Origin of the sequence: Nostoc sp. UHCC 0252 (assembly GCF_034931145.1) — a bacterium.
Lineage (GTDB): Bacteria > Cyanobacteriota > Cyanobacteriia > Cyanobacteriales > Nostocaceae > Nostoc.
Genome location: NZ_JAYGHE010000011.1, coordinates 1 through 12,749, shown reverse-complemented (window position 1 = coordinate 12,749; position 12,749 = coordinate 1). Strand labels below are relative to the sequence as shown.

At 40.4% G+C, this 12,749-nt stretch carries 9 protein-coding genes and 1 pseudogene; 4 read left to right on the top strand and 6 right to left on the bottom strand.

All coding sequences use genetic code 11. From position 1 onward, the window contains the following. Positions 1 to 212: 212 nt before the first annotated feature. Positions 213 to 698 (bottom strand): hypothetical protein, encoded by a 486-nt coding sequence (locus VB732_RS09500; RefSeq protein ID WP_323230581.1) that lies wholly within the window; start codon positions 696 to 698, stop codon positions 213 to 215. Between the two features lie 64 nt (positions 699 to 762). Here VB732_RS09500 and VB732_RS09495 point away from each other — a divergent pair, with 64 nt between their 5' ends. After that, a complete protein-coding gene (locus VB732_RS09495) occupies positions 763 to 1,926 on the top strand; it encodes an AI-2E family transporter (RefSeq protein WP_323230580.1) in 1,164 nt (387 codons plus the stop codon). A 24-nt stretch (positions 1,927 to 1,950) separates the two neighbouring features. On the opposite strand, the gene VB732_RS09490 is transcribed toward VB732_RS09495, so the two are convergent. Together VB732_RS09490 and VB732_RS09485 are read right to left on the bottom strand one after the other, a co-directional pair. Then, a complete protein-coding gene (locus tag VB732_RS09490) occupies positions 1,951 to 3,282 on the bottom strand; it encodes a serpin family protein (RefSeq protein ID WP_323230579.1) in 1,332 nt (443 codons plus the stop codon). Positions 3,283 to 3,921: 639 nt separating this feature from the next. Next, positions 3,922 to 5,517: a S8 family serine peptidase gene (locus VB732_RS09485; protein ID WP_323230578.1), complete on the bottom strand. Its 1,596-nt coding sequence runs from the start codon at positions 5,515 to 5,517 to the stop codon at positions 3,922 to 3,924. Positions 5,518 to 5,676: 159 nt separating this feature from the next. Here VB732_RS09485 and rpe point away from each other — a divergent pair, with 159 nt between their 5' ends. Further along, positions 5,677 to 6,384 carry a ribulose-phosphate 3-epimerase gene (rpe, locus tag VB732_RS09480; protein WP_323230577.1) on the top strand — a complete coding sequence of 236 codons (708 nt, stop codon included), beginning with the start codon at positions 5,677 to 5,679 and terminating at the stop codon, positions 6,382 to 6,384. 861 nt (positions 6,385 to 7,245) lie between these two features. Here rpe and VB732_RS09475 read toward each other — a convergent pair. The 3 genes and pseudogenes from VB732_RS09475 to VB732_RS09465 all read right to left on the bottom strand — a co-directional run. Then, positions 7,246 to 7,578 (bottom strand): annotated as a pseudogene (locus tag VB732_RS09475) (HetP family heterocyst commitment protein); the annotation flags it as partial. Positions 7,579 to 7,778: 200 nt separating this feature from the next. After that, positions 7,779 to 7,961, bottom strand: coding sequence for a hypothetical protein (locus tag VB732_RS09470; RefSeq protein ID WP_323230574.1), 183 nt, complete (start codon positions 7,959 to 7,961; stop codon positions 7,779 to 7,781). Positions 7,962 to 9,496: 1,535 nt separating this feature from the next. Continuing rightward, entirely contained in the window at positions 9,497 to 11,902 is a 2,406-nt protein-coding gene (locus VB732_RS09465; protein WP_323230573.1) for a GH116 family glycosyl hydrolase, read from the bottom strand. Between the two features lie 184 nt (positions 11,903 to 12,086). On the opposite strand from VB732_RS09465, the gene VB732_RS09460 reads away from it, so the two are divergent. Next, entirely contained in the window at positions 12,087 to 12,377 is a 291-nt protein-coding gene (locus tag VB732_RS09460) for a type II toxin-antitoxin system Phd/YefM family antitoxin (RefSeq protein ID WP_323230572.1), read from the top strand. Beyond that, positions 12,361 to 12,696: a type II toxin-antitoxin system RelE/ParE family toxin gene (locus VB732_RS09455; RefSeq protein WP_323230571.1), complete on the top strand. Its 336-nt coding sequence runs from the start codon at positions 12,361 to 12,363 to the stop codon at positions 12,694 to 12,696. Before VB732_RS09460 ends, VB732_RS09455 begins: the two co-directional genes overlap by 17 nt. Positions 12,697 to 12,749: the final 53 nt, after the last annotated feature.

Below are 12,749 nucleotides of genomic sequence, written 5' to 3'. Positions count from 1 at the left end.
TAATAACTAACTCTTAATTATCAGTGCTAACTTTTTTAATGTAGTGTCAACCACAACACTTATAGCAGCAATTTTCCTTCTTTTGGGCCAACCTAGAGATGTTTTACTGAAGTATGGCAATAATAAACTGGATTTGACTAGATATATAGATAAATCAGTCGTAATTTTTTAGAAAATAGGTAAAACTACTGAAAAATTATCATTCTAAAAAATTAAGATAAGTACTTACCCAACACTCGTTCGGCTATTGTACTAAAGCCTGATAAACGTCCAGATTTGCCCTGCATCAGGCGCAAAATCAACCAAACACTTACTAAAAAGTAACCCGATGTGAGAAAGCTATTCAGGATAAATAAACGTAGCGAAAAAAAATCTGAAGTTGCGGCTCCGGTATTTAATAATAAATATCCCAACAGCCAAGTAAATGCCAAAGTGATAGACAGACGACTAACAGAAAGTTGTTCCCGGCTACCCTGGCCCCGATAGAGAGTCCACAAAGATGGAAAAAACCCAATGACCGGAATCAAATATAAAAGCAACTGGGTTTTGGGGATTGGGGATTGGGAATCGGGTATGGTTATTCTCCTTGTCCCCTTGTCCCCTTGTCCCTCTTCTCCCAAGTCCCCAGTCGCCTTTGGTTTAAAATTATTCATTAAGGTTAGTCTAACTCCTAAACTAGAAGGATGAATAAGACTCATATAGTTAGAGATAATAAGCTGTAAAGAAAGATTTAACTTAGTTCTATCCCGCAATTAGCTCAAAATGCAGACACGCAAGCTACTCGACTGGTGGCAAACATTCACACCAATAGCGCGAATCGTGGCGATCGCGTTATTCGTTCCACTGCTAGTTCTAAATGGTTGGGCACTTTCGGTATTTTTTAATTATTTCCATTCTCTCATAGTCATTTTAGTCGGAGCCTCAGTTTTAGCATTTCTGCTCAACTACCCTGTGAGTTGGATGGAAGATCAAGGTGCTAGGCGAGAGCAAGTTGCTATCCTTGTATTTCTCTTGGCTTTGTCAGTTTTATTGGCGTTGGGTGTTACGCTTGTTCCTTTAGCCCTTACCCAAGCTCAACAACTGGTGGCTCGTTTACCAGAGTTGATCGACTCTGGACGCTCTCAGCTAATGATATTAAACGAAAAAGCTGAGACTTTTGGCTTACCAATTAACCTCGATGCTTTGGTAGTACAAATCAACGATCGCGTCAAGGGACAACTGCAAGCGATCGCTGGACAAGTTTTAAATCTGGCGGTAGTTACAGTCACTAGTCTTCTAGATATCCTCTTGACGATGGTTTTGACTTTCTACCTTTTACAGCACGGAAGTGAACTTTGGGAGAGTTTAGTAAAGTGGCTACCTAATAAATTTCGCGATCCTTTCTCGAAAACAGTCCGCCTGAGCTTTCAAAATTTCTTCATCACCCAGTTGATTTTATCTACCTGCATGGCCTCGGCCCTCATTCCTACCTTTTTGTGGCTGAAAGTCCCATTTGGTCTATTATTCGGCTTAACTATTGGTCTAATGGCTCTCGTCCCCTTTGGTGGTTCTGTGGGCATCGCTCTAACTACACTATTGGTAGCATTGCAAGATTTCTCAATGGGTGTGAGAGTCTTGATAGCAGCAGTGATTGTACAGCAAATTCTTGAAAACTTAATTGCCCCACGGATTTTAGGCAGTTTTACGGGTTTAAATCCAGTTTGGATTTTAATTTCAGTTTTAACAGGAGCAAGAATTGGCGGACTATTGGGTGTAATTGTGGCAGTACCTACAGCTGTTGTGATTAAAACCGCTTTAACTGCCTTGCGTCCTGGCGAGACAAGTGACAGCGCCACTGGGGAAATAAATCCACCAGTTGCAACCAACGAATCCCCGAAAAGTGACCCTAAAAACACTCTCAGCATTTCTGAAGCAACATTACCTTAAGGAGGCAGGAGGTTTCCTGCTTCCTCATTGTGGTTCAATAATGGAACCCATAAACAAAACGTTTCCCGTCTGGTTATCCCTAATAGCACAGAAGAAGGGACGATCAACAATCATTCGGAATGGTTCTGGTTCTTCTCTAAAAGATGTTGTTACTATTCCCACTGAAGTAGCCGCAGCCGCTTCAGTCCCTTCTTCGTTAACCTCGACAAAAGTTTTATGCTTAACTTGGCTAATGGCAAAATTTTTACCCATGCCAGAAAAATTAGCTTTGTTGCTGAAAGCCTCTTCCATGCCTAAAGTTTTCAAAGCATCATTTAGGGTAACGTCGTAATCTGTTTTGAAACGGGGTAGTCTAATAAAGCCTTTTTGTTCATTGAACTGAGTCATCCATTTTTCCCAGTTCCCAATATTCAAGTCTTGATAGAAGCCTTTTAGATTAGAGTTTTGTTTGGGCAGGAAGATATAAAAACTTATTTTCCCATCTTTACCGTAAGGTAAACTAACTGCCTGAAATTGTTCGTTTTCATAATATCTATAGTCACCTTCTTGTGACATCATTGGGTGTTGTTTTCGTCTGCTAGAGGTAATGTAAAAAGGGTATTGAGCGGTTTGACTTTTATCAAACTCGTTACTCCAATTACCTTTAAAATATATGGCATTAAGCAGAAACAACACTTGATTTGGCTCAATCGTTTCAACTATTTTAGTAATTTTACCTTTAGTATTTTCTTTTACCCAGTTATTTATAGTATTAGATGCGGCGGCATCTTTAAAGTTTAAATTGCTGACTTTAGCTTGATAAAAATCCTGGGTTCTCTTGAGAAAGTCTGGCGCAAAGCTAACATCTTGATTTGCCCAAAGTGAGTTAGCAATACTCAGTTGTACTTTCGCATCTGGATTTTCTAAAAGCTGCTTTAATGCCGCCGCGTAAGAAGAGTTGATTTCTGGTAGACTCATTCCCTGTAATTCCAGGGTTTTTGCCATTGCTTGTTGAGTCGAGCCGCTAGCACCGTTGTAGGTCATAGCGAGAGCGATCGCTACACTCGAAGGTGAGATAAAAACATTCTTCTCACCTTTATCATCTTTCAGAACTTCTGAAAATAGTTTGAAGCCAAACTTATTGCTAGACTCAACTATTCTTGTATCAGTGTTGACTGTTTTTTTTTGCAATGGAGTTTCTGATTGAGGTAAACTAGATTGGGCAAGGGCATTTTTGCTACTCTCGACTTGAGAACAGCCCAATACACTGAATAAAACAACGCTTGCAGCTGCCAAAGCATAACGTCTGCCTAGACTCACACCATAACGTCTTTGCAGAAAATTCTCTTTTGCATCACTAAATTTTTGCCGATTCATTCTGCTACCTCACTTGCCAAAGATTCCCGATCTGTGCTCATGATTGACGCAGGCACTGTGTCAATGATTAACTATTGCATCTACTCCAATAGAAAATTGGACTGTTACAGTTTTTGTAACAGCAAGTTAATCGCTCAGAGGAGTTGAAGGCGACTTATTAAAGCTGGTAATTCTTAATTGAGGCGGCTATGCAGACAAATGATGAAAAATCTCAATTTTGAGGAAATTTTCTATTTATCAATAACAGTATTGTAGACTACCTAATCATAAAATAACCACTGCTATTAGTTTTTAAAGTTGAAGAAGAATTCAGAAGTCAGAATTCAGGAGTCAGAATCAATCAGTGGGGGATTCAGACCCGCCACTGATTGAAGACCACTAAATCTTCTCTTTCAGAGACGCTGCGCGAACGGTTTAGTGGGGATCTTAAACCCCTTGATTCGTTCGCCAGTCGCACAAAATTCATTCTGAATTCTGGCTCCTGACTCCTGAATTCTGTTTCGATAAAATCACGTTCGTCAGTTCAAAAAATACCAAACTTTTTTAGGGACGCATACCTATGCGTCCCGATAAAATAGCGTTGTTCAAATAGATGAAAACGCTGTAAGTTGAAATAGATAAAAGTTGTGCTGTCCTATTTTAATTAACGGGTACACTCCACCAAGCTAAACTATAAGGTTGAGTTGCTTCATTGAGCTTTTGACGAAACTGGACGCGGATTTTGTAATTGCCATTAGCAGGAACAGGACAGAAAATATGTTCTACACTATCAATTTGGCTGGTTGAGGAGCAAACAGCGCCAGTGTCTGAATTTTGAGCATCAGCTTTTACTAAGTATAGGTCGAGATTATTTAAACCGCGATCGCGGAAATTTTCGCCCACATCATATTGTTGGTTTTTATTTTTATCGTTGAGTTCCACTAATCGATCCCAACTCAGGGTGACAGCAACAGAACTTCCCTGCTTTAAAGGTTTTGCTAACACATAATCAACAGACGCTCCAACATCAACTTGGCGATAATCCCAACCAATAGCCGGAACCACAGATGATGGCTGCCATTGACCACCACTCAATTGCTGATAAGCGCGAAATGTATTTAAGTGACCTGCTCCCATTTGGGCATCTAAGGGAATTTTAGGATCTTTATAAGCATTAGAATCTAGCCAGCTTTGATTTTGTTTATCAATTAGCGTCCGGCTCATTCCCAAGCGCAAGCCATCACCGCTATCTTGGATTTTGTCTGCTGAATTTAACAATACAGTTTTCATTACTTGATGATGCCGAGAATCGATGCTCCAGTTGGGTTGTTTTGTCCGTATTTGTCGGTCAGCGAATTCTTGTAATAGAGCAACGGTAGCCGTAACTTGAGGGGCGGCAAAACTAGTACCTGTAACCTTGTTCAATTTGCCATCTGGATTGAGCAAAGGAATATTATTCCCAGGAGCAACTAAACTGATAGCGGGACGACCATCAAGATTAAATTCCTTGCCAGCTAGCCTTTGAGTCGCTCCTTGATTAACACCCGCCAGATTAGCCACGTCTACTTTATTAAAAACTCCCCCTCTGCGGGATGAAAAAGCCACGTTCATTCCGTTAAAATTATCTGTAGGGATAGGAATACCACCTTTACCTTGATTGCCTGCGATCGCATACAAAACATCATGAACACGGCTAGACCAGTCAATACACATAGTTAGTAAAGCATTGCCGTCCAAAACAGCCTCTGGTCTAGGGTCGCGGCTTAGAGGTTCACCAAAGCTAAAATTAATGGCGCGGACATCTCCACCATTTTGTAGGGCTATGTGTTGCGCCGATAAACACTCTTCTGGCTGGCCCATGCTTTTAGTGGAACCCACCGCAGACGAATACAATCTCGCTCCCGGAGCAATTCCCGGCAGAGCTTTGTCTTGACTTACCATCACACCAGCAACATTGTAGGCGTGAGGGTCAACACCGGTATTAGACTTAGCTGGCCCATTGCGTAAGAATATTCCCGCTAAAGATATAGCGCGATTTTTAGACACCGCCTTATCCCACCCAAACATACCCGGCCGACCAATCTCTACTTGACCAATAGCAATCTTACGACCGATTAAATTATAAGGAGCTTGGTGTAGCTTCAAAGCATCAATACCGTTAGTTCCCAAAGCAGATTCTAAAGCTGAAGCAATCACTGGCGCACTCAGACAAGAAGCACTTAATCCCCAAATTATCCAGGTTAGTTTTTTAGTCATTTGTTATGTGTCATTGGTCATTCAATTTTAAATTTTGAATTTTGGATTTGGGATTCAAGGAAAAATCTAAAATCTAAAATCCCAAATCCAAAGTTATGAGTCTTGCTCAATGTTTTGTTACAATGCTTACAGACGAGGACGCTTAAAAACCCACTAGCCATGACCCAAAACCCATCTCAAAAGCCCATTGTAATTTCTCCATCTATCCTATCAGCCGATTTTAGCCGTCTGGGTGACGAAATTCGCGCTGTAGACGCAGCCGGAGCAGATTGGATTCATGTTGATGTAATGGACGGTCGTTTTGTACCTAATATTACAATAGGCCCTCTGATTGTGGAGGCGATTCGTCCGGTTACAACCAAGCCCCTGGATGTCCACTTGATGATTGTGGAGCCAGAAAAGTATGTAGAGGGATTTGCTAAGGCAGGTGCTGATATTATTACCGTACACTGCGAACATAATGCTTCTCCACATCTGCACCGTACCTTGGGGCAAATTAAAGAGCTTGGTAAGAAGGCTGGAGTTGTACTTAATCCTGGTAGCCCTCTAGAACTAATTGAATATGTTCTAGATTTGTGCGATTTAGTACTAATTATGAGCGTCAACCCTGGTTTTGGTGGTCAAAGCTTTATCCCTGGTGTATTACCCAAAATCCGCAAGCTGCGCCAAATGTGTGACGAACGCGGTCTTGACCCTTGGATTGAAGTCGATGGAGGACTGAAGGCAAATAATACCTGGCAAGTTTTGGAAGCAGGAGCGAATGCAATTGTCGCTGGTTCAGCTGTATTTAACGCTAAGGATTATGCTGAAGCTATTACATCAATTCGCAACAGCAAGCGTCCCGCCCCAGAGTTAGCCAAAGTTTAATTCATTTTTGGATTAACCATTCTTTACAAGAAATAGGGTGAGCAAATTGCTCACCCTATTTTTATTTACGTATAAAAAACTGGAAGCTCTTCAATTTTTGAACTTCCAGTAATTGCTATATAAATTGAAAACTTAAAAAGCAGACATAATCCAGGTTGGGAGGACTAGGATTATAATAATTGAAAGAGAAGCGTATTACCTATTAGTTCTACCAGCCAACACAACGATTTCACCGTAACTTTTCTGTTTCCGTTCCTGTTATTGGTGTTAAGCGTTTGCTTTATTAACTAAAGCAACACCAACCACAGGATAGAAAGTTTTATAAGTATTACTCGCATCGTCTGCAGTCGATGAAAGCTGTATAAAATTTGGATTGGGGGAATCCACCTCCTCAAATTTTATTTGCTGAGACTTCCTCGGAAAAAGAACCACCAGTAGTAACGGTTGCGTCATTGGTCTTGTTATGGGAGTTATTTACTCCCTGAAATGCTGACTACTTTTGTAATCACTTTAATTCATTTCATAGTTAGAACTAATCATTGATTTTATTTTTTAAATTAACTTGATTGCCACTAATCACCTCTATTTTGCTTGAAGTTGTAGTTGTTACTAGTTTACCAATATCGTCAGTATATATTTGCCATTTTGGCAGATTTGCGAAAAAAATATTACATTAATCACTGCTATAGAAAACCTACCATGCTATAAATTTTAAATTAGCATGGTAGGCTTTCAGATATTTAATCAAGTCTAGGGCAGAATCTATTGATTCCAAATTGTTTTTAATCGACTCCACAGCATTTCAAGGATATAATCTTGAGTTAATAACCATTTCCTTGATTGATATCCGTTAATTGGCTATCCCAATTTTTGTTCTAAACTACCATTACGGATTTCTGTTTTTTTTCCAACTACTTCAAGATAGGCAGGTCTTGAATCATTAGCATGTTTCAACATTTTTAAATTCTCACCTTGCTGTTGTTTTGTTCTGCTGGTTTGAGAGTTTTCTTTCAGCAATCGATTGTAGGTACGGTACGGAATGTAATGGAGAGGATTATAACCAGCAAAACGCAGCATTAAAACACATGCCCAGGAATACTTTCCAGCAATAATTGCTTCAACTACTTTGTCAAATTGTTGAGCCTTTACCGTTGTATCTAAGTTACTACTAATACCAGCAATGTCTTGATTCATCATAGTGTTTAGTTATCTTGGATGAAGTAAACTAGTTCAGTTTCTGCGATTGTTGGCGCTTCAATTGAGGTATACAAACTGCGCTAACTTTTTTGCAGCCGTTGAATCGCTTTCGGGAAATTATCAGCAATTAATTTGGCAGTGTTGGATGTTGACGATGCTTCAAAATTCATCAATCAACAGATGCGTACATAACTTTCCTAAACTCTGATTTGCTCCCGCAGCTGTGAATGGTAAAGATACAAGCTAAAAACTCTCTGCTGTTTAAGCTTTACCTTGGCGTTGTTGAGCAGAGTTTTAGTAATTTTGGCTGATAACTCCCCTAGTAAACTAGTTTTGGCAAAAGCTAGCTTGTAATAGGGATATAAATTATGTAGATTCATTGCTGAACTGTCCCCTTGGCTTGAGGTTTCGACTGCATTTGACCTGATGATTTTTTCATGAACTAACCTTTGATTAAAAACTTGATTGTTTTTAATCAAATTTATTGGCTGCTCAGTCCTGTTAGTAAGTGAAAGTTAAAAATTTATCTTTTGTCTTCTCATTTGAATGGTAGGACAAAAGTCTTGGCGTAGCTCTTGATAGATGCAGTTTTGTTCTCTGAAACTTTATCGACTCCTAATTCAATAAATCTTCTCTGTCAAAACGCCTGTATTTCTTATTACTGTTTAATTAAGCAATTTCCGGCAAGTTTCCTTATTTTTTTGAGCAGTTCAGAAAATTTATTTATCTTTGAGCTTTAACAACGCCATTCGTATATATACTATTTTTTGCCGTTAATGTCATCTACTAACTTAGCAGATTTATAAGTTAAATTTACTGAATCGATTTTGATATACACTTCCGTATTGTGCAACTTTAACTTTTGTCCTCCTTTGCCAATTCATGAGGGGTCTGACCCCCCACACAATCTCAATTTAAACACTTTATTATTGTCGAGTCACTAGAAAATATTACCATTAACTATGATGTAAAACAACTTCTAAAAATAGTAAAATCTAAAGACTAAAAACGTTCACAGCCATAGCATTGAACATATTTTTTAATCGGTTCAATGGAATAACGATATTTATCATCCCGATGTTTCTTGATTTACAAGAACTACAACTTCAGCGTATATAAATAAATTCATTGTAAACTGCTCATGAATACTTCATGAGCATTAGCTAGTAATGACATATAGCCTAAAATTTTCAAAAACTACTATAAGTAACTAGCTTTAATCTTTATCAATTTAAATTAAAATTGTAGTAGGGTGGCTTTGATAAAAAATACACAGCAGTTTTAGTCTATAAAATATTAATAAACCTGTTAACATATATAAATTTAATTAATACATAATACTTTTAATTTTCTTCAGCAGTAACTTCTATGTATCTTAATATTTAAAAAATTTCTTAAGCTGAGATTACAGATACTATGGCGTTGCGCTAAATGCTAGTAAAAACCACCAATTGCTATGAGTTTGTAATGAGTGCCTTGCTCAACAAGAATACCTCGGTCTAAAACAAAGATATAGTCGGCATAGAGTAGTCTGAAATTCTCAATGCTTTAACTCTTACCATTACTGAAATTTTCCTTCGCTTCCGGAAACACGCGAAAAATCACAAATCTAGACTCTGCTTTTTCAGATAAAGATAGGCTACTTTTGGCAATGCATATACGGCAGATTGAAACTTGGTGAGGTACAGATGATCATAAGGGCACAACAATGTTGTGCCCCTACCCATGTACTTCATTTACCTGAAAAACGCTGTACTACAGGGGTTTTGAATTGTATGGAATACAGACCTAACATGAACAGCCCCTTCTCTGCAATGGAAGGTGAGTAAGATTTAAAGCCTCTCTCCTTTTAAGAAAAGGTTTGGAGAGAGAGCAAAGTGTATTTGATCAAAACGAGAACCATTTTGATAGCTAATCAATTAATAACTAAGTAAATTCCCCAGATTGCCATTGCCCGTAAGTAAGTGCTAGCGCGGAAAGTACCAGTTGCGGTGATAGCTTCAGGGGTACGAAATTGCAGACCATTGTCATAAATTTGCTGCACTACAGCCTGTGTTAACCTCAAGGCTTCATCTTTCATTCCCATTTGCACAAGAAAAGCCGCTAGCCCAAAGTTTATCCCCGTCCAAACTTCTAGGGGATGAGTAGCTTTAGGGTTTTCTGGTGAACCGTCAGGACGAACACCATTAGCAGCACCAAATTCTCCATTGCAAAATTTTAAAAAGCAGGCATCATAAACAGTTTTCAGGGCAGAAAGGGCGCGATCGCTCGGTACAATATCTGGTAAGTCCAGCAGACGAGCATAAAACTGTCCGCACAATTGGTCTGCCATGACTACATCGGAACCACTTTCACTATCAAGTTTGTAATATTGCCCATTCCAAAGTTTTTCATTGTAGATGGGGCGAGATTGTTTTAACCAAGCTTCATAGATGGATTTTTGAACCGCCAAGCCGCCAAGGTCGCCAAGTTTGTGAGTTAATAAAAGATCGCTAATTGCGATCGCAGCCTCTAGCGCCGCTAACCACAACCCACCACAATAGGCACTGACACCCTGTAACCGCCAATCATCAAAGGTTTGATCAGGCGCACCAGAATTTTCGGGAATTCCATCGCCATCAATGTCAAAGGTTTTCAGGTAGTTGAGGGTTTGAACGATCGCACTCCAGCAATCTGCCAGGAATTCTACATCGTCAGCACCCGTGAGCAGAAAATCACGGTATACTTGCAAGACAAAATCGCTACCCAAATCTTTCCACAAATTGCAGTCTTGATAGCTGGTGTAGTTGGTTTTCTCCCAAACGTGTTCATTTGGTGCGCCTAAATCGTGGGGTGTTGCACCTGCGACTTTGCGAACTGCGATCGGGCTTTCTGCCTTAATTGTCATGTAATAGCCAATTATTCGAGGTGTATCATCACCTTGAGGAATCGCCCTTGCAAATGCCCGCATTACCGACTTTTCCAGTTCTGGAAACAGCATCAGTAGGGCAAAAGAGCCGTATAATCGCACATCTAGACTTTCATACCAACGGTAATCTAAGCACTCCAGCACCGCAAACTGACCGATGGGGTCAAGTTCTGATGCTGCACTCCAGAGAGTACCGCCGCTAGTGAGGTCATAAAGCTCATTAAATAGAGCCATTTTAAACCAGTTGGGTAAATCTTCCCGGTCGAGAATCGGTTTTTGCCAAGTTTGAATTTGCGATCGCCAGCTTTGGTATTCTTGTAGCGCAGTCGATGCGATCGCCCAGGCGTTGTTTCCATTTTTACCAAAAAAGTCTGTATATCTGCGGTAATAATTAACCCCGGCGGCAAATTCTGTGATTGGCAAATCCCAAGCGAGGACAAAGGGGATTTCGAGAGTTTCACCTGGTTGGAGAGTAAAGCGGATTGCGATCGCAGCCCCTAATTGTTCACCTTCTCCTACTGGATTTGCATCTATATAATTGGGCAAAGAACCATCTTTTGCAAAGCTTTGCCACACCTCATCACCCGTACCTTCAGGATTCCAGCGAGTGTGGTGAAATACTTCCACCTGGGGATGCTTAACTGTAGCAATACACCAAGTTCCATCACCTTCTTGCAAAGCATCACTACCAACCCGACCTAAAACACAACCAAACTGTTGTGTAGTTTCAACTATCTGGTTATAGTTTCCTTGACTTTCGCCCCAGCGCGGTTGGTATTCGTAAACCGGACTACCATCATCGCGCACCCGCACTTCGGGAGATTTGAGAGCGTTTGTAAACCAGCCCACCATATTTTGCCAAGTGAGCATGATGCTGAGAGTAATCGGTGCATCTGTGGGGTTGTAGGCATTCCAGAGGAATATTGCCACAGGATAGCTAGTTTCTTGGTAATTACCTGCCCAAATCGGGGAAAACTGCTCACAAGTCAACTGTGCTTGAAATACATTTTCATACACAAACCAGCTACATGGATATAGCGCGTGATAATTGCCCGTTCCCTCTGTGGCGAGAGTTGTCGGATACCACTGCCACGCTTTGAGAGTGTCATCATCGGGCGCTTGGGTAGATAAAGCGTAGGCTTGGGAAGATATGCTATTGGACTCAAACACACTGAATTGACAAGCGGGAACGTTTTTGAAGGTATGCTCACCGCCATCGATGTGCCACAAGTTAAAATCGCCCCGTGAAGAACGACCGATGCAACCTGCACCAAAGCCACCTAAAGGCATACCATGCCAAGGGCCATCATCGATATTACTTGCGTAGCGGACGGTATAAGGTTTGTCCCAGCCTAAACCGATAGGACGGCTCCAAGTACAAGAGGGAATTTTCACAGAGAGTTGATTTGTCATCGCTTAATGTTACAGCGTGCAGTTACGTCCATGAAGACTAGCGCGATGTGCGATTTTTCTCAAGTAAAACGCAGTAGGGGCGTAACAATAAACAATGTTGTTATCCTGCAATACAAATTTCTACTGGACGGAAGCTTTCGATATAGCATTAAATTGAGTGCAAGTTTAATGCATAATCAAATCTATGCTAAATATCAGTCGAGACATCCATTCACTCTCTAGTTTTAAGCGCAATACCTTGGAATTCCTACAGCAGATGAAGCAGACAGGCAAACCTGTAGTGCTGACAGTTAATGGTAAAGCCGAACTTGTGGTTCAAGATGCAGAATCTTACCAAAAATTGCTGGATGCATTGGAAAGATTAGAAGCAATCGCCGGAATTAAACAGGGACTTGAAGATGTAGAGGCTGGTAGAACCACTACCCTTAGCGAATTTGAGCAAGAAATGCAACAAAAGTATGGCATTTCAAGTTAGGGTAACTCAGACTGCAAAGGCTGAAATTGATACTGCTTACTCTTGGTTGAGACAGCGTAACCCAGTTTATGCAGATAAATGGTTTCGGGAGTTGATGGATACTATTGCGACTCTGCAAGAAAAGCCTCTACGTTGCGCTTTAGCTACAGAAAATGATGCACTTTCTGAAGAAATCCGTCAACTTATTTATGGTAAGTCCAGAAATAAGTACCGAATTTTGTTTGCTATTCGAGAAGATACTGTTTTTGTGCTTCATGTACGTCATAGTTCGCAGGCTCCACTGATAGGCGAGGAAGCTGACGAAGAAGAAGGATTGTGATTGTTAAAAGGGTGGCTATCGCTCACTCTCTGAACTTGGTAATCTTTATTAGA